The sequence below is a fragment of the Nonomuraea sp. N2-4H genome, from assembly GCF_045291505.1.
In the GTDB taxonomy this organism is placed as follows: Bacteria; Actinomycetota; Actinomycetes; order Streptosporangiales; family Streptosporangiaceae; genus Nonomuraea; species Nonomuraea fastidiosa.
In genome coordinates, this window is sequence record NZ_CP147987.1 from 994,416 (window position 1) to 1,011,630 (window position 17,215).

The window sequence follows — 17,215 nt, forward strand, 5'->3', positions numbered from 1 at the left end:
GGTGAGTTGGGGGTTCGAGTCCTCCCCGGGGGCACATGCCCCAGGTGGCCCAAATGGTAGAGGCAACCGCCTGAGACTCAGATTCTCGCTCCAGATTCAGCATTCGCCGCCGGACGCCGAAGTGACCGAGGACGGGCTGTGATGGTGAGATGCCGGTTCGACTCCGGTTCGGGGCTCTTTCCTGCCCCGGTGGCTCAATGGTAGAGCGCACGTCATAACGACTGATCCGTTCTCTTGAAAGACTCCGGCGCCGAATATGGCGGCATCACTCAGGCCCCCCGGTATGGGTAGACCGGGGGGCCACCGCCTTTTCGCAGGTTCTTCACACGCCGTGTGATCAGCGGCGGCGCAGCCTGCCGGCGGCCAGATCCAGGACATGGATGCGCTCGTGGTGGGCGCCCGAGCCGCCGCCCCGTCAGCGCCCCCGACGCCCCGGACGCCCCGGACCGCCCGTACAACGTGGAAAAACTGCTCTAGGGCCCTTGCCGGGGCGCGGCCGCGGGACGATGGTGGAAAGAGACCCGGCCGGGGCCTGCTACCCGGCGGGAAGTCCCGCCCGGACGGCGAGATGGGTGGCGGTGACCGGCGAGGCCACCAGACCTGCCGCCGCTTGACGGCACCTCGGCCGCTCCGGGTGGGACGCGGGTCGCCGGCAGGCGCCCTCGCCCGGCGCGCCGGACCAGAGCCTTCCCAGCGCGCGCTACCAACGGTGGTGGACCTGCGGGCGGATGAGCTCGTCGTAGACGTCGCGGACCGTCGCGAGCGCCGCCTCGTCGAGCGGGGGCAGGGCGTCGGCGGCGGCGTTGGCCCTGGCCTGCTCGGGGTTGCGGGCGCCCGGGATCACCACCGAGACCCCCTCCTGGTCGAGGATCCAGCGCAGCGCGAACTGCGCCATCGTCGCCCCCGGCGGCACCAGCGGCGCCAGGCGGCGCACCGCCTCAAGGCCGGTGGCGAAGTCCACGCCCGAGAACGTCTCACCGACGTCGAACGCCTCCCCATGCCGGTTGAACGTGCGGTGGTCGTCGGGCGCGAACGTGGTGTTCTCGTCGTACTTGCCCGACAGCAGGCCGCTGGCCAGCGGCACGCGGGCGATGATGCCGACCCCGGCGGCGCGGGCGGCGGGCAGGACCTGTTCGAGCGGCTTGAGGCGGAAGGCGTTCAGGATGATCTGCACGGTCGCCACGCCGGGCCTGGCGATCGCGGTCAGCGCCTCCTCGCAGGTCTCCACGCTCACGCCGTACGCGGCGATCTTCTTCTCCGCCACCAGCGTGTCCAGCGCGTCGAACACCGCGTCCGTCGAGTAGACCGGCGTCGGCGGGCAGTGGAGCTGCACCAGGTCGATGGTGTCCACGCCGAGGTTCTTGCGGGAGCGCTCGTTCCAGGCGCGGAAGTTCTCCATCACGTAGTTCTCGGGGATCTGCTCCACCCGGCGGCCCATCTTGGTGGCCACCGTCAGGCCCGGGTGCTCCTTGGCGAAGCGGCCGACGATCTGCTCGCTGCGGCCGTCGCCGTAGACGTCGGCGGTGTCGATGAAGGTGACGCCCGCGTCCACCGCCGCTTCGAGCGTGGCGATCGCGTCGGACTCCGTCACCTGGCCCCAGTCGGCGCCGAGCTGCCAGGCTCCGAGGCCGACCACACCGACCTGGCGTCCGGTACGTCCCAACACGCGCTGTTCCATGGGTGTCTGCCTTTCTCGAACGTGACCAGGCACCAGTGTCCCGGATGCCAGGACCCTCAGCGCACGCCGGGGCCAGGGGAGCGCGCGAGGCGGGGGAGCGCGGCACGTACCCTAACTGCCATGATTCGTCCCGCCACACCCGCTGACGTGCCCGAGATCGTCAGCATGATCCGCGAGCTCGCCGAGTACGAGAAGGCCGCACACGAGGTGCGCGTGACCGAGGAGCAGCTCCGCGACACCCTCTTCTGCGACCACCCCGCGGCCTTCGCGCACATCGCCGAGCAGGACGGCGAGGTGGTGGGGTTCACGCTGTGGTTCCTGACCTACTCCACCTGGCGCGGCGTGCACGGCATCTACATGGAGGACCTGTACGTCCGCCCGCAGTACCGGGGCGGCGGCCACGGCAAGGCGCTGATGCGCGAGCTGGCCAGGATCTGCGCCGAGCGCGGCTACGCCCGCCTGGAGTGGGCGGTCCTCGACTGGAACGAGCCGTCCATCGCCTTCTACGAGAAGCTGGGCGCGGTCAACCAGAGCGAGTGGTACCGCTACCGGCTGACCGACGAGCCGCTGCTCCGCCTGGCCGGCGAGGCGGCCGCCCGACCGTGATCCCGCCGTGAACGCGGCCACGCAGGTCACGCACAGTGACGTGACCTGCGTGACACAAATGCGGATCAGACGCCGGCGTGCGTCCTGCTCCGCGTGCTCTCGGACTGATCGAACATGCCCATCTCGGGCTCCTCGAGCTCGCGGTGGGTCTCCTCTATCCGCAGCGCGACGCCGATCGCGAAGAACGTCGGCGCCCACTCGCCTACGAAGATCCCCCACCTGTCGGCCCGGTCGAGCCCGGCCTTCTCGGCCTTCGTCGATACCGCCCAGCTGGCGAAGGCCAGCGCGATCGACGCCAGGCCGCACGTGTACATGTGGCCGGACTTCACGCCCATCTTGTGCAGCTGTTTGATCATGATTCCCCCTTGTCTGAGAGCTGTTACCCCAGCAGGGGGCCGATAACCGATCATTAACGCCATGTTTCGAGGGTGACGGTTGTGCGGTGCTTGTTACCGAGGTGAATCACACGTAACGAACGCACAGCCACGCAGGGTCATCGTGCGTAATGAGCCCTTCCTACCTTGGGCATCCCCGGACGCCGAGCGTAGGAGAGGTCGATGGCGCGCTGGATCGCCGAGTGGCACCCCGATGACCCAGCCTTCTGGGAGAGCACTGGCCGGCGGGTGGCCCGGCGTAACCTGATCTTCTCGATCGCGGCCGAGCATCTCGGCTTCACCGTATGGACGTTGTGGAGCATCGTGGCGACCAAGCTCGGGTCGTACGAGTTCTCCACCGACCAGCTTTTCTGGCTGGTCGCGCTGCCCAACTTGATCGGCTCCGTGCTGCGGGTGCCCTACACGTTCGGTCCCGCCAGGTTCGGCGGGCGCAACTTCACCGTGGCGAGCGCGCTGCTGCTGCTCATCCCGGCGGTGCTGCTGGGCGTGGCGGTCAACAACCCGGGGACGCCGTACTGGCTGTTCCTGGTGATCGCGGCGCTGGCCGGGTTCGGCGGCGGGAACTTCGCCTCCAGCATGGCCAACATCACCTACTTCTATCCGCGCAGCAAGCAGGGCATCGCGCTCGGGCTGAACGCGGCGGGCGGCAACATCGGCGTCAGCTCGGTGCAGCTCGTCATGCCGCTGGTCATCGGCTCGCTGGGGCTGGCCGCCGCCGGATGGTTCTGGGTGCCGTTCATCGTGGCGGCCTCGATCTGCGCGTACTTCTTCATGGACAACCTCACCAGCGCCAAGGCGAACCCGCGTGAGCAGCTCGCGGTGGCGGGCAAGGCGCAGACCTGGGTGATGTCGTTCCTCTACATCGGCACGTTCGGCTCGTTCATCGGCTACTCGACGGCCTTCCCGCTGCTCAGCCAGAGCCTCTTCCCCGACGCGCCGTACGCGGCGGTCGCCTTCGTCGGCCCGCTGCTCGGCTCGCTGGTCAGGCCGGTCGGCGGCTGGCTCGCCGACAGGCTCGGCGGCGCCCCGGTCACCTTGTGGAACTTCGCCGCGATGGGCGGCGGCGTGCTGCTGGTGTGGCTGGCCGGCGCGGGCGGCTCGTTCTGGCTGTTCTTCCTCGCCTTCCAGCTGCTGTTCGTCACCTCCGGCATCGGCAACGGCTCCACGTACCGGATGATCCCGGCGATCTTCCAGGCCAAGGCCGTGGCCGAGCGCGGACCCGGCGAGGAGGCCCTGCTGCACGGCAAGCGCCAGGCCAGCGCCGCCATCGGCATCATCTCGGCGGTCGGCGCGCTCGGCGGGTTCCTCATCAACCGGGCGTTCGGGATGTCGTTCGCCGCCTCGGGCAGCCCCGCCGCCGCCTTCCTCGCCTTCGGCCTGTTCTACGCATCCTGCTTCGCCCTGACCTGGTGGTGCTACACCCGCAAGGTCGGCGTCAACATGGTGGCGAGCCTCGCGCATGCCAGGGTCTGACGTGACCGCGACGCACTGTCCGTACTGCGCGCTGCAGTGCGGCATGAAGATCGGGCCTGGGCCGGCCATCACTCCGCGCACGGACATCCCGGCCAACGCCCCCGGCTCGCTGTGCCAGAAAGGGTGGACCGCCGGCGAGCTGCTCACCAACGGCGAGCGCCTCACCACCCCGCTCCTGCACGGCGAGCCCGTGGAGTGGGACGTCGCGCTGGACTACGTGGCCGAGCGGCTGTCCGCCATACGCGCCGAACACGGCCCCGACGCCGTGGCCGTGTTCGGCGGCGGCGGGCTGACCAACGAGAAGGCGTACTCGCTGGGCAAATTCGCCAGGGTCGCGCTCGGCACCAGCCAGGTCGACTACAACGGCCGCTTCTGCATGTCGTCGGCCGCCGCCGCGTCCATCAGGGCGTTCGGCATGGACCGGGGCATGCCGTTCCCGATCACCGACCTGGCCGAGGCCGACGTCGTCATGCTGGCCGGGGCGAACGTGGCCGAGACCATGCCGCCGTTCGTCCGCCACCTGAGCGGGCCCCGCCTCATCGTCGTCGACCCGCGCCGCTCGCCGACCGCCCGCCTCGCCTGGCTGCACCTGCAGCCCACCCCCGGCACCGACCTGGCGCTCGCGCTCGGCCTGCTGCACATCGCGATCGGCGACGGGCTCGTGGACGAGGAGTACGTGGCCGCCCGCACCACCGGTTTCGACGAGGTGCGCACCGCGCTCGCCTCCTGGTGGCCGGAGCGGGTCGAGCGGATCACCGGCGTGCCGGTGCACAAGATGCGCCAGGCGGTCAGGGCGCTCGCGGCGGCGGAGCGGGCGTACATCCTGACCGGACGCGGCGCCGAGCAGCACGCCAAGGGCACCGACACCGTCACCGCGTTCATCAACCTGGCGCTCGCGCTCGGCCTGCCCGGCACGGAGGGCTCCGGCTACGGCTGCGTGACCGGGCAGGGCAACGGCCAGGGCGGCAGGGAGCACGGCCAGAAGGCCGACCAGCTCCCCGGCTACCGCAAGATCGACGACCCGGCCGCCCGCGCGCACGTGGCGGGCGTCTGGGGGATCTCGCCCGACGACATCCCGGGGCCGGGGCGGTCGGCGTACGAGCTGCTCGACGCGCTCGGCACCCCCGAAGGACCCAGGGCGCTGCTGCTGTTCGGGTCGAACCCGGTCATCTCGGCGCCCGCCGCCGAGCACGTCGCCGAGCGCATCGGCTCGCTGGAGCTGCTGGTGACCTGCGACTTCGTCATGTCGGAGACCGCCGCGCTGGCCGACGTGGTCTTCCCGGTCACGCAGTGGGCCGAGGAGACGGGCACGATGACCAACCTGGAGGGCCGGGTGCTGCTGCGCCGCAGGGCGCTGACCCCGCCTCCGGGGGTGCGCAGCGACCTCGACGTCATCGCCGCGCTGGCCGCGCGGCTCGGCCACACCTTCGAGACCGAGCCCGCCAAGGTGTTCGACGAGCTGCGCCGCGCCAGCGCCGGCGGGCCCGCCGACTACTCCGGCATCACCTACGAGCGCATCGCGAACGAGACCGGCGTGTTCTGGCCGTGCCCGTCGGAGGAGCACCCGGGCACGCCCCGCCCGTTCCTCGACCGCTTCGCGCACCCCGACGGCCGGGCCAGGTTCGTGCCCGTCCAGCACCGGGCCGCCGCCGAGGAGATCGACGACGACTACCCCGTCTACCTGAGCACCGGCCGGGTGCTGTCCCACTACCAGAGCGGCGCGCAGACCCGCAGGATCGCGCCGCTCGTCGAGGCCGCACCCGAGCCGTACGTCGAGCTGCACCCCGACCTGGCCGAGCAGCTCGACATCGCGGCCGGTGACGTCGTGCGCGTCAGCAGCAGAAGGGGCGAGAGCAAGGCCGTGGCCAGGATCAGCGACGCCATCAGGCGCGACACCGTGTTCATGCCCTTCCACTGGGAGGGCGCCAACAGGCTGACCAACCCGGCCCTGGACCCGGTGTCGCGGATGCCGGAGTTCAAGGTCTGCGCCGTCAGGGTGGAGAGGGATTCATGAGGCTCGTCGTCGTGGGCAACGGGATGGCCGGGTCACGCCTGGTCAGCGAGGTACGCACGCGTGACCCGCACATGAAGATCACCGTGTTCGGTGCCGAGGAGCGGCGCCCGTACAACCGGATCCTGCTGTCCAACGTCCTGGCCGGCAGCGCCAGGCCCGATCAGGTCCGCCTCGTCGACCCGGGCTGGTACGAGGCCCACGGCGTCGAGGCCGTCTTCGGCGACCCGGTCGCCCACATCGACAGGGAGACCCGGCACGTCGTCACCCGCGGCGGGCGGCGTGAGCCGTACGACCTGCTGGCCCTCGCGACCGGCAGCGACGCGATCGTGCCGCCGATCCCCGGCGTGGAGCGGGCCGTCCCCTTCCGCACGCTCGACGACTGCGAGCGCATCATGCGGGCGGCCGAGCAGGCCCGCGCGGCCGTCGTGATCGGCGGCGGGCTGCTCGGCATCGAGGCCGCCCGCGGCCTGGCCGGGCGCGGCCTGCCGGTCACGCTGCTGCACCTGGCGGGCCACCTCATGGAACGCCAGCTCGACGTGGAGGCGGGCCAGGTGCTCGGCGAGACACTGACCGGGCTCGGCGTCGGCATCCGCACCGGCGTCAGCGCCTCCGCGGTCGAGGCGGACGGCGTCCGCCTCGACGACGGCGAGCTGATCCCCGCCGATCTGGTCGTGCTGGCCTGCGGCGTGCGGCCGGTGACCGGGCTCGCCGCGGACGCCGGGCTGGAGGTGCGGCGCGGCATCGTCGTGGACGACGAGCTGCGCACCGACGACCCGTCGATCTTCGCGATCGGCGAGTGCGCCGAGCACGACGGCACCGTGTACGGCCTGGTCGCGCCCGCCTGGGAGCAGGCCACGGTGGCCGCCGAGGTCATCACCGGCGGCAAGGCGCTCTACCGGGGCTCCCGCCTGGTCACCAGGCTCAAGGCCAAGAGCGTCGAGCTGGCCGCGATGGGCGAGACCCAGCTCGGCGAGGAGCAGGCCGAGGTGGTGCGCTTCAGCCACCGCGCCCGCGGCACCTACCGCAAGCTCGTCATCAAGGACGGCCGGCTGGTCGGCGCGATCCTGCTGGGCGAGAGCGACGCCGTCGGCACCCTCACCCAGCTCTTCGACCGCGGCGGGCCGGTGCCGGGCGACCGGGCCGGGCTGCTGTTCCCCGGGCTGGCCGCGGCGCCCGTGGCCGACAGCCCGACGCTGATGCCGGACGCGGCGACCGTCTGCCGCTGCAACAACGTGACCAAGGGCCAGATCAGGGCGTGCTGGGAGGCGGGCGCCCGCGACGTGGACGGAGTGGCGGCCGCCACCAGGGCCACCACCGGATGCGGAACCTGCCGCGACGCCGTGGAGGGCATCGTCGGCTGGCTGTGCGAGCAGGAAGGGATCTCAGTGTGAACAGGATCGTCGTCGTCGGGTACGGCCCGACCGCCCACCGGCTCGTCGAGACGCTCACGAGCAAGGGCTTCCACGGCAGCGTGACCGTCATCGGGGAGGAGCCGCGACCGGCCTACGACCGCGTCCACCTCACCTCCTACCTGTCCGGCACGTCGGCGGACGACCTCACCTACGCGGTGCCGGACGGCGTCGTCACCCGGCTGAACACCCGGGTCACCGGCATCGACCGCGAGGCCAGGCGGGTGACGCTGGCCGACGGCGGGACCGAGCCGTACGACGTGCTCGTGCTGGCCACCGGCTCGATCCCGTTCGTGCCGCCGGTGCCCGGCGCCGAGCACGCCTTCGTCTACCGCACCATCGAGGACCTCGACGCCATCAGGGCCGCCGCCAAGGACGCCGAGCAGGGTGTGGTCGTCGGCGGCGGGCTGCTCGGCCTTGAGGCCGCCGACGCGCTGCGCGGGCTCGGCCTCAAGACCCACATCGTGGAGATGAGCCCCTGGCTGATGCCGCGCCAGGTCGACGAGGGCGGCGGCTCGGTGCTCAAGTCGCACATCGAAGGGCTCGGGCTGACCGTGCACACCGGCGCGGGCGTCCAGGAGATCGTGCACGACGACGGCGAGGTGAGCGGCCTGCGCAAGCCCGACGGCACCGTCATCGACGCGCAGGTCGTGGTCTTCTCCGCGGGCATCAGGCCGCGCGACGAGCTCGCCAGGCAGGCCGGGCTGGAGGTCGGGCCGCGCGGCGGCATCGTGGTCGACTCCGGCATGCGCACCTCCGACCCCGCCATCTACGCCGTCGGCGAGTGCGCGCTGGCCGGCGGCATGATCTACGGCCTCGTCGGGCCCTGCAACACGATGGCCGAGGTGGCCGCCGACCGCATCATGGGCGGCTCGGCCACGTTCGAGGGCGCCGACATGTCCACGAAACTCAAGCTGCTCGGCGTCGAGGTCGCCCAGTTCGGCGCCATGGACGGCGCGCTCGACGTCACCTATATGGACCCGGTGGCCGGCGTCTACAAGAAGCTGTTCATCAGCGACGACGCCCGCACCCTGCTCGGCGGCATCTGCGTGGGCGACGGCGGGCCGTACACGGCGCTGCGGCCCTTCGTCGGCAAGGAGCTGCCCGCATCGCCGTCCGACCTGCTCTTCGCCGGGGCCGGCGCGGCGCTCGACCTGCCCGACGAGGCGCAGGTCTGCTCCTGCAACAACGTGTGCGCGGGCGACATCCGCACCGCCATCGCCGACGGCGCCACCGAGGTGCCCGCCATCAAGGCGTGCACCCGGGCCGGCACCACCTGCGGAAGCTGCGTGCCGATGCTCAAGCAGCTGCTGGAGAAGTCGGGCGTCGAGGTCAGCAAGGCGCTGTGCGAGCACTTCGCGTACTCGCGGGCCGAGCTGTTCGACATCGTACGGGTGCGCGGCATCACCACCTTCTCCGAGCTGATCGCCCAGCACGGCCAGGGCAGGGGCTGCGACATCTGCAAGCCCGCCGTGGCCTCCATTCTCGCCTCCCTGCACAACGGGCACGTGCTGGAGGGCGAGCGGGCCGCCCTGCAGGACACCAACGACGCCTTCCTCGCCAACATCCAGAAGAACGGCACGTACTCGGTCGTCCCGCGCATCCCCGGCGGCGAGATCACGCCCGAGAAGCTCATCGTGATCGGCGAGGTGGCCCGCGACTTCGGCCTCTACACCAAGATCACCGGTGGGCAGCGTATCGACCTGTTCGGCGCCCGCATCGAGCAGCTTCCCGAGATCTGGCGGCGGCTCGTGGACGCCGGGTTCGAGTCGGGCCACGCCTACGGCAAGGCCCTGCGTACGGTGAAGTCCTGTGTCGGCTCCACCTGGTGCCGCTACGGCGTGCAGGACTCCGTGGGCATGGCCATCGCGCTGGAGCTGCGCTACCGCGGCCTGCGCTCGCCCCACAAGATCAAGTCGGCCGTCTCCGGCTGTGCCCGCGAGTGCGCCGAGGCCCGCTCGAAGGACTTCGGCGTCATCGCCACCGAGCAGGGCTGGAACCTGTACGTCGGCGGCAACGGCGGCTTCAAGCCCCGCCACGCCGACCTGCTCGCCAAAGACCTCAGCACCGACGAGCTGATCAGGACCATCGACCGGTTCCTGATGTTCTACATCCGCACCGCCGACCGGCTGCAGCGCACCGCCGCCTGGATCGAGTCTCTGGACGGCGGGCTCGACTACCTACGCGAGGTGATCATGGAAGACTCGCTCGGCATCTGCGCCGATCTCGACGCGCAGATGGAGCACCACATCGCCACGTACGCCGACGAATGGGCCGCCACCCTGGAGGACCCCGAGAAGCTGAAGAGGTTCGTCAGCTTCGTCAACGCCCCCGGCGTTCCCGACCCGTCCATCGTGTTCGCCAGCGAGCGCGGCCAGATCAAGCCGGTGATGTCCCGATGAGCTGGACCGAGATCTGCGCTTACGACTCCCTGCTCCCGGAGACCGGCGTCTGCGCCCTCGTGGACGGCGTCCAGGTCGCGGTCTTCCGCACCTTCGACGGCGAGCTCCACGCGCTCGGCAACCTCGACCCGTTCAGCGGCGCGTACGTGCTCTCGCGCGGCATCGTCGGCACCAGGAAGGGCGAGCCGACGGTCGCCTCACCGCTGCACAAGCAGGTGTTCTCGCTGGTGACCGGGCGGTGCCTGGACGACGAGAGCGTCTCGGTGCCGACCTATCCGGTACGCGTGAACGCGGCGGGCGTCGTCGAGGTCACCCTGGAGGCGCCCGGCCACGAGGCGCCGGCGATGCCCGGCTACGCGCCGGTCTCGCTGTCCGCCTCCAGGGTGCCGGCGTCGGCCGGTGGATAGACGTGGGGGCTGCGATGCGCCACCGGGAGCACGCACCGCCGTCCTGACTCGACGCTTTCGCAGCGTTCGGCGTCCTCGCGCTGCGGGAGGGGTTCGGGGTTCGCCATGATTCGCGGCACTGTAGGCACGCTATCGGCGCACCCCGGCCCGCTGGTATCAGGACGGCAACGAAAGAACCTCTGACCTGTCTCTCCCGAACCCGTTAACCGCTACCGTCTGAAATACCCGCACCCGGTAAAGGTGCCGTGCGAAGTGGCTAAACCCCGCATTCGCCGTTGAGCGGCGGGGGCATCTAAGCGGCCATGAGCAAGATTTTTCAGCGCAGGGCACTCCTGCTGGCCGCGATCGTCCCCGCCCTCATGGTTGCGGGCTGCGCCGCCAACACCCAGGCCATGAAGGGGGCCGCGAGCCCCACCGAGATGGAATCCCCAGGTGCCGACACCTCTCCTGAGGACTCGGCCTCGCCGGGCGACACCGCGGGCGGCGGGCAGGCGGAGACGGCCGTCCAGGGCTTCTTCGACGCGCTCAAGTCGGGCGACGTGGACCAGGTCACCGACACCTTCGCCGACGACGCGGTGGTCCTGCTCGCCGGGCAGCCCACGGCGGAGGGCAGCGAGGCTATCAAGTCGCTGTTCGAGAAGCAGCTCCAGGGCGGCAACGGCATGAAGCAGGCCACCCACACCATCGACGAGACCCGCACCGCCGGCGCGGACGACGCCATCGTCCGGGCGACGAGCAAGCAGGGCAACGACAACATGCGCGAGCTGTTCGTGCTCACGCGGGAAGGCGAGGAGTGGAAGATCTCGCAGTTCATGAACAACAAGGGCTGACGAGATCCGATCCGTGACGCCCTGATCGGGGGATTGACGAGCGCGCCGCGAGGAAACCGCCTCGCGGCGTTCAGGCGCTCGCCGCAGGGCGTCGTCAAGGCGCTGTACAAGGCGCTGTCATGGTGTGGAAGCGGGGGAGGCGGCGGGTCGCAGAGGGCCTGCCGCCGCCCTGACCGGCCCGCGAACGTGGCCGAGCCGGGCGCTGCCAGGGCCGCGTGTATCGCGAAGGGGGCGGCGCTGCTGGAGCCGGTATCGCGACGGGGACGCTGCCAGAGCCGGTATCGCGACGGGGACGCTGCCAGAGCCGGTATCGCGACGGGGACGCTGCCAGAGCCGCGGGCATCGCACAAGGGGCATCGCCGGAGCCGCGCGTCGGCGGCGCCGAGCCCGGCGCTGGGTTCGCAGGTCCGGCGCTAGGTACGCGAGGATCGGCCGGGGATGCGGGGGCTGATACGCCGCTGGTCCACCAGCGCGAGGTAGACGGCGAAGGCCCCGCGAGTCCACATGTCGGCCTGCTGCGCGGTCAGGCTGATCTCCTCGCCCTCATGCGAAACGATCATGTATCCGTTCAGCGGCAGGGGCTTCCACGCCACCAGCACGTTCTCGTAGACGAGCAGGTCGAGCATCGCGGATAGATATTCGCGTCCCGAGGCGGACACGGCGCAAGCCTCCTCGCTCCTCGCCGAATTCTCGCCCTCGCCTTTCTCGCCTCCCATTGTGCGCGCCTGGAGGGGATTTTCGCGCCTGCTCCGAAGGGAAAACGGCCCGCCGATCGAGAAATGGGCCCGCCGATCGAGAAATCGGCCCGCCGATCGTTCCGGGTACCGGGAACCTCTGCCGGGCCTGCGGTGTATGGGGACCGGAGGTGGTTCTCATGCGGAGAACGATGATCGCACCGGCCGCGCTGGCGCTCGCGGCGGCCCTGCTACCGGCCCTTGATTCCGGGGCGGCATTACCGGCGTCCGCTTCTGAGACGAGGTCCGCAGTGGCGTCCGCTGCTGAGGCGGTGGGCCTGCGTGCGGGGGCGGCGGGGGCCTCTGCGGTGGTGGGCGTTCGTGCGGGGGCGGCGGGGGCTTCTGCGGTGGTGGGCGTTCGTGCGGGGGCGGCGGGCGCTTCTGAGGCGGCCGGTGTGCGCGCGAAGGCGAATGGTGGATGGGCGGTGACGTTGCTCGATCCCGTGCCGACCCGGTTCGAGAGCGGGCACACGTACGCGGTGGGGTTCTGGGTGCTGCAGCACGGCACCCACCCGTTCGAGGGGGAGCTGGAGCCGGTCGGGCTGCGGCTTACCCGGGCGGACGGCCGCAGCGTGACCTTCCCGGGGACGCCCCTGCCCGAGGCCGGGCACTACGCGACGTCGGTGGCGGTGCCGCGGGGGGAGTGGAAGGTGGAGGCGCTGCAGGGGTGGTTCCCTCCGTACGAGGTGGGGGTGCTCAAGGTGCCCGGTGACTTGCGCGTCGCGCCGGTGCCCGCCCAGATGGTGTCGGGCCGGCGTACCGAGGAGCGCTGGGGAGCGATCCGGCCTCCGGAGGTCGAACCCGGCGAGGTCCCGGTCTACGTCCCCGCCCCTGCCGCCGCGCTCGATCGGGTCGCGGCCCCCGCCAAGAGCCCGGCACCCGGCGCCCAGGCCCAGGGCACCACGCCTCCGGTGACGGACGCGACCACCGGTGACAGCACGGCGGGCGAGGATGGCACGGCGGACACGAACGGGACAGCGGCCGATGCCGGCTCGGCGAGTGTGGCGGGCGGGCGGAGTGCGGCCCCGGAGGCCGGGGTGCCCGCCTACGCCCTGCTGATCGCCGCCGTTGCCGGCGCCGGGCTCGCGGTGGCGGCGCTCCGGCTGGCGGCACGGCGACGGCGGCAGGAGCCGGACCCGCCGACGGACCCCTCAGCGGACACCCTCGCCTTCCCGTAACGGCCGCACCCGTGCCGGATGCCCTGGCCGTGAGGGCGGTGCCCAGGCCCGGTCATCCGCGCCTTCCCGTGACGGCCGCATTCGCGCGGGATGCCCTGGCCGTGAGGGGGTGCCCAAGCTGACGCTCCCGCTTCACCGTGACGGCCGCACCCGCGGCGGTCAGCGGCGTGCGGTGAGCCTCAAAGGTCTTGTTCCTGCTTGTCCAGGAGAGCGATCGAGACGGCGACGGCCTTGGCGCAGTCGCGGTTTTCGATGGCCTCCAGCAGATCGGCGTGCCAGGGGTCCGGCTCGAAGGCCGCCTCCTCCTGGTCCCTGACGCTGTCGTGCAGCGCCTCGCTCATGCTGCGGTAAAGGTCGCCGAGCAGCGCGTTGTGGGCGGCCATCGCCACGCTGACGTGGAAGTCCACGTCGGCGTCGGCGAACGCGTCGAGGTCGCTCGCCTCGGCGGCGGCGTCTCGGCGGGCCAGGGCCGCACGCATCGCGGCCAGGTCGTCGTCGGTGCGCCGCTGCGCCGCCAGCCGGGCGGCGACGAGGTCGAGGCCGCGCCGTACGTCGATGATGTCCATCGCCGCCGCCTTGTCGAGCCGGCGCCGCAGGGCGACCTCGGACTCGTCGGTGGCGGTGACGTACGTGCCGTCGCCCTGCCGGGTGTGCAGCAGCCCGGCGTGGGCCAGGACGCGTACCGCCTCGCGTACGGACAGCCTGCTCATGCCGAGGCTCTCCGCGAGCCGGCTCTCCGACGGGATCTTGGTGCCGACCGGCCACACCCCTTCGGCGATCTCCCGGCGAAGCTCGGCGATGGCGGCGTCCACGAGTGAGGTCCGAGCGACGTTACGCATCCACGTTCTCCTCAAACGGCTGACGCCATCCACCCTAGATGCCGGAAGGGGCGGTTGGACGATCACCCCTGGGGCCGGGCGAGTTCGGCGGCCAGCCGTTCGATGGTCTCGCGGCCTTCGAGCGGGCGCAGCCAGGCGGCGGGCAGTGCCTCGCGCCCGCGCAGCGCGCCGACGATGTTGCCGCACACCGAGCCGGTCGAGTCGCTGTCGCCGGAGTGGTTGACCGACAGCAGCAGGGCACGCTCCACGTCGGGCTCGGCGAGGGCGCAGTAGACGCCGATGGCCAGGGCCTCCTCGGCCACCCAGGCGCCGCCGAGCGACTCGACCGCCTCAGGGCCGGGCGTGCCGGTCGCGGCCAGGTCGAGGGCGGCCTGGAGCGCGGCGGAGGTCTCCTCGTGCTTCGGGTAGCCGGCCAGCAGGCCGAGGGTGCGGCGTACGGCGGGTTCGAGCGCCTCGCCCGCCATGAGGTGCGCGATGATCGCGGCGAACGCGCCGGCGGCCAGGTAGCCGGTGGGATGGCCGTGGGTGATCTGCGCGCAGGCCGCCGAGAGCTCGAACGCCTCCCTGACCGCCCGCTCCCCGCCCTCGGGCGGTGCGATCAGGCCGAACGGGGCGGAGCGCATCACGGTGCCGCAGCCCTTGGAGTCGCGGTTCACCGGACCGGGCTCGCCCCACGGGGCCGGTCCCGGGAAGGGCCGGTGCAGGCCGGACAGGCAGGCGTTGCCGGGGGCGCGCCTGGAGTACAGCCAGCCCTCCTCGCGCAGCGAACCCGTGTGGTGCGGCAGCGAGGCAGGGGGCGGGGTCCGGTAGTCCTGGGTGTCCAGCCACCGCAGGTACGCCCGCCGCACCGCCTCCACCGTGTCGCTGTTCACCCGGCCCACGTCCACCGGATTCTCGTCCACCGGGCGCCCGTCCACGGGGCCGGTGTCCGTGCGCACGCCCCGCGCGTCGGCGGGCGCTTTGGTCGCCGCTTCGTTACCGTGAGCCGCGGATGTGGAGGCGCGGGCGGTCAGGAGGCCCTCGACGGTGAAGAGCGTCATCTGGGTGTCGTCGGTGATCAGCCCGGTCGTGCCCCGCAGGCCCTCGACGTACCCGCCGATGCCGGCGGCGCCGTGAGCCCTGCGGATGTCCCGCAGCGAGTCGAACTCGATCGGCGCTCCAAGCGCGTCACCGATCGCACCGCCCAGGAGACAGCCCAGCACCCGATCCAGAACATCCATACGTCGGATCTTGCCACCTTCCTGACCGTCTGAGACGGTGGCGCTTGTTCACCAACGTCCCGGAGGTCACGCGTGTCACAATTACGCCCAGCCCTCTTCGCGGTCGCCCTCACCCTCGCGATCGCGACCCCGGCCCAGGCCGCGACCGGTCCGGCCATCACCGTCAAGGACGGCCGCACCCAGCCGGTCTTCTCGTACGCGGACGCGATCCGCGAGCACGTATATGTCGAGTCCACCGTCGACAGCGACTCCGACGGCGCGCTCGACAGGGTCAGGGTGGACATCATCCGGCCCAAGGAGTCCGGCCCGGCGCTCAAGGTGCCGGTGATCATCGATGAGAGCCCGTACTACGACAACTCGGGTCGCGGCAATGAGGGCGAGCGGAAGGTGTACGACGCCGCCGGAAATGTCGTGAAATTCCCGCTGTTCTACGACAACTACTTCGTCCCGCGCGGCTACGCCGTCCTCAACGTCGACATGCTCGGCACCACCAAGTCCGACGGCTGCCCCGACATCGGTGGCAAGGCCGACGTGCTGGGCGGCAAGGCGGTCATCGACTGGCTGAACGGCCGCGCCAAGGCGTACCGGGCCGACGGCACCCCGGCCGTGGCCGACTGGACGACCGGCAAGGCCGCCATGATCGGCAAGTCGTACGACGGCACCCTCGCCAACGCCGTCGCCGCGACCGGCGTGGACGGCCTGAAGACCATCGTCCCGATCTCGGCGATCAGCTCCTGGTACAAGTACCAGCGCTCGAACGGCGTCATCTACAACTACGACTACGCCTCCTGGCTCGCCGGCTACATCGACACCGACCCGGCGGAGAAGTGCGCGCACGTGCGCGACAGGATGGACGCCGAGGACGGCGACGACACCGGAGACTACAACCGGTTCTGGGCCGAGCGCGACTACATCAAGGGCCTGCTCGGCGACGCCTCCAAGGTCAAGGCGAGCGTCTTCGTCGTCCACACCGTCAACGACCTCAACGTCAAGCCCGACAACTTCTCCGTCTGGTGGAAGGCGCTGGCCGACCGCAACGTGCCGCGCAAGATCTGGGTCGGCCAGACCCAGCACGTGGACCCGTTCGACTTCGAGGGCCGCAGGGGCCTGTGGGTGGACACGCTGCACCGCTGGTTCGACCACTGGCTGCTCGGCGTGCGCAACGGGATCATGAACGAGCCCCGCGCGGACGTCGAGGTGGCCCCGGCGAAGTGGATCACCCAGCGCGACTGGCCGGCTCCGCTCGCGCTCAAGGTGCCGCTGCGCCCGTCGGCCGACGGCACGCTCGGGCTGAGGCCCGCCAAGCGCAACAGCACCGCCTCCTTCACCGACGTGCGTATGAGCGAGAACGACATGGTGGCCGACGTGGGCACGGACAAGCCCGGCCGGGTCGCGTTCACCACGGGCCCGCTCCCGCTGAACCTGCGCCTGTCCGGCACGCCGACCGCCGACCTGCGGGTGAAGCTGGACAAGCCGGCGGCCAACCTGACCGCGCTGCTGGTGGACTTCGGCACCGACACCCGCGTCGACTGGCGCAACAACCAGGGCATCACCACGCTCACCGAGGAGGACTGCTACGGCGAGAGCACCGCTGAGGACGACGCCTGCTACCGCAAGGTCGTCACGAACGTGGCCACCCGCCCGCTGGAGATCGTCGCCCGCGGCTGGATCGACGTGCAGAACCGCGACTCGCTCAGCGAGGCCAAGCCGCTGCCCGTGGGCACGTACGGCACGGTCAAGTGGCTGACGCTGCCGCAGGACTACACGTTCAAGAAGGGCCACCGCATCGGCCTGATCGTGGCCGGCACCGACTCCACCTACACCGGTGAGCAGGCCACCGGCGCCAACGTCACCATCGACCTGCGCAACAGCAGCGTCAGCGTGCCGTTCGTGCTCGGGACCCCGCTGGCCGACGTGCCGAAGGACGCGACGACGTTCCGCGGCCCGGCCGAGCCGGCGCTGCCGGAACCCGAGCCGGGGTTCCACTTCTTCTAAAGATCCCTCTCGGGTAGGGGGCCCGCACCGGGCCT

14 protein-coding genes are annotated in these 17,215 nt (G+C 71.2%); 9 read left to right on the forward strand and 5 right to left on the reverse strand.

Features of this window, described 5'->3' with window-relative positions; genetic code table 11:
* Positions 1-700: 700 nt before the first annotated feature.
* Positions 701-1,678 carry an aldo/keto reductase gene (locus WBK31_RS04590; RefSeq protein WP_364066848.1) on the reverse strand — a complete coding sequence of 326 codons (978 nt, stop codon included), beginning with the start codon at positions 1,676-1,678 and terminating at the stop codon, positions 701-703.
* A gap of 120 nt (positions 1,679-1,798) precedes the next feature.
* Between WBK31_RS04590 and WBK31_RS04595 the strand changes: the two genes are divergently transcribed.
* Positions 1,799-2,284 (forward strand): GNAT family N-acetyltransferase, encoded by a 486-nt coding sequence (locus WBK31_RS04595; protein ID WP_364066846.1) that lies wholly within the window; start codon positions 1,799-1,801, stop codon positions 2,282-2,284.
* A 65-nt stretch (positions 2,285-2,349) separates the two neighbouring features.
* On the opposite strand, the gene WBK31_RS04600 is transcribed toward WBK31_RS04595, so the two are convergent.
* Positions 2,350-2,640, reverse strand: coding sequence for a hypothetical protein (locus WBK31_RS04600; protein ID WP_364066844.1), 291 nt, complete (start codon positions 2,638-2,640; stop codon positions 2,350-2,352).
* Positions 2,641-2,841: 201 nt separating this feature from the next.
* On the opposite strand from WBK31_RS04600, the gene WBK31_RS04605 reads away from it, so the two are divergent.
* The 6 genes from WBK31_RS04605 to WBK31_RS04630 all read left to right on the forward strand — a co-directional run bounded on the left by WBK31_RS04605 (position 2,842) and on the right by WBK31_RS04630 (position 11,214).
* Positions 2,842-4,152 carry an MFS transporter gene (locus WBK31_RS04605; protein WP_364066842.1) on the forward strand — a complete coding sequence of 437 codons (1,311 nt, stop codon included), beginning with the start codon at positions 2,842-2,844 and terminating at the stop codon, positions 4,150-4,152.
* Positions 4,139-6,166, forward strand: coding sequence for a molybdopterin-dependent oxidoreductase (locus tag WBK31_RS04610; protein WP_364066840.1), 2,028 nt, complete (start codon positions 4,139-4,141; stop codon positions 6,164-6,166). Before WBK31_RS04605 ends, WBK31_RS04610 begins: the two co-directional genes overlap by 14 nt.
* Complete coding sequence (locus WBK31_RS04615; protein WP_378784583.1) at positions 6,163-7,557, forward strand: FAD-dependent oxidoreductase; 1,395 nt, start codon at positions 6,163-6,165, stop codon at positions 7,555-7,557. Before WBK31_RS04610 ends, WBK31_RS04615 begins: the two co-directional genes overlap by 4 nt.
* Positions 7,554-9,977: a nitrite reductase large subunit NirB gene (nirB, locus tag WBK31_RS04620; protein ID WP_406674366.1), complete on the forward strand. Its 2,424-nt coding sequence runs from the start codon at positions 7,554-7,556 to the stop codon at positions 9,975-9,977. The genes WBK31_RS04615 and nirB overlap by 4 nt, the downstream gene beginning before the upstream one ends.
* A complete protein-coding gene (nirD, locus tag WBK31_RS04625; RefSeq protein WP_378784581.1) occupies positions 9,974-10,384 on the forward strand; it encodes a nitrite reductase small subunit NirD in 411 nt (136 codons plus the stop codon). The genes nirB and nirD overlap by 4 nt, the downstream gene beginning before the upstream one ends.
* Positions 10,385-10,686: 302 nt before the next feature.
* A complete protein-coding gene (locus WBK31_RS04630) occupies positions 10,687-11,214 on the forward strand; it encodes a nuclear transport factor 2 family protein (RefSeq protein WP_364066832.1) in 528 nt (175 codons plus the stop codon).
* Between the two features lie 413 nt (positions 11,215-11,627).
* Here the strand turns inward: WBK31_RS04630 and WBK31_RS04635 are convergent, their stop codons facing one another.
* Positions 11,628-11,873: a hypothetical protein gene (locus tag WBK31_RS04635; protein ID WP_378784578.1), complete on the reverse strand. Its 246-nt coding sequence runs from the start codon at positions 11,871-11,873 to the stop codon at positions 11,628-11,630.
* Positions 11,874-12,373: 500 nt separating this feature from the next.
* Between WBK31_RS04635 and WBK31_RS04640 the strand changes: the two genes are divergently transcribed.
* A complete protein-coding gene (locus WBK31_RS04640) occupies positions 12,374-13,126 on the forward strand; it encodes a hypothetical protein (RefSeq protein WP_364066829.1) in 753 nt (250 codons plus the stop codon).
* 179 nt (positions 13,127-13,305) lie between these two features.
* Here WBK31_RS04640 and WBK31_RS04645 read toward each other — a convergent pair whose 3' ends face one another.
* Both WBK31_RS04645 and WBK31_RS04650 read right to left on the reverse strand, forming a co-directional pair.
* Positions 13,306-13,965 carry an FCD domain-containing protein gene (locus WBK31_RS04645; protein WP_364066827.1) on the reverse strand — a complete coding sequence of 220 codons (660 nt, stop codon included), beginning with the start codon at positions 13,963-13,965 and terminating at the stop codon, positions 13,306-13,308.
* Positions 13,966-14,027: 62 nt separating this feature from the next.
* A complete protein-coding gene (locus WBK31_RS04650; protein WP_378784575.1) occupies positions 14,028-15,185 on the reverse strand; it encodes an ADP-ribosylglycohydrolase family protein in 1,158 nt (385 codons plus the stop codon).
* 72 nt (positions 15,186-15,257) lie between these two features.
* On the opposite strand from WBK31_RS04650, the gene WBK31_RS04655 reads away from it, so the two are divergent.
* Entirely contained in the window at positions 15,258-17,180 is a 1,923-nt protein-coding gene (locus WBK31_RS04655; RefSeq protein WP_364066823.1) for a Xaa-Pro dipeptidyl-peptidase, read from the forward strand.
* The last annotated feature ends 35 nt before the right edge of the window (positions 17,181-17,215 follow it).

What these genes read in the sequence shown, in the direction of transcription:
- WBK31_RS04590 (WP_364066848.1), bottom strand. Translation starts at nt 1,678, where the DNA reads ATGGAACAGCGCGTGTTGGGACGTACCGGACGCCAGGTCGGTGTGGTC.
- WBK31_RS04595 (WP_364066846.1), top strand. Translation starts at nt 1,799, where the DNA reads ATGATTCGTCCCGCCACACCCGCTGACGTGCCCGAGATCGTCAGCATG.
- WBK31_RS04600 (WP_364066844.1), bottom strand. Translation starts at nt 2,640, where the DNA reads ATGATCAAACAGCTGCACAAGATGGGCGTGAAGTCCGGCCACATGTAC.
- WBK31_RS04605 (WP_364066842.1), top strand. Translation starts at nt 2,842, where the DNA reads ATGGCGCGCTGGATCGCCGAGTGGCACCCCGATGACCCAGCCTTCTGG.
- WBK31_RS04610 (WP_364066840.1), top strand. Translation starts at nt 4,139, where the DNA reads ATGCCAGGGTCTGACGTGACCGCGACGCACTGTCCGTACTGCGCGCTG.
- WBK31_RS04615 (WP_378784583.1), top strand. Translation starts at nt 6,163, where the DNA reads ATGAGGCTCGTCGTCGTGGGCAACGGGATGGCCGGGTCACGCCTGGTC.
- nirD (WP_378784581.1), top strand. Translation starts at nt 9,974, where the DNA reads ATGAGCTGGACCGAGATCTGCGCTTACGACTCCCTGCTCCCGGAGACC.
- WBK31_RS04630 (WP_364066832.1), top strand. Translation starts at nt 10,687, where the DNA reads ATGAGCAAGATTTTTCAGCGCAGGGCACTCCTGCTGGCCGCGATCGTC.
- WBK31_RS04645 (WP_364066827.1), bottom strand. Translation starts at nt 13,965, where the DNA reads ATGCGTAACGTCGCTCGGACCTCACTCGTGGACGCCGCCATCGCCGAG.
- WBK31_RS04650 (WP_378784575.1), bottom strand. Translation starts at nt 15,185, where the DNA reads ATGGATGTTCTGGATCGGGTGCTGGGCTGTCTCCTGGGCGGTGCGATC.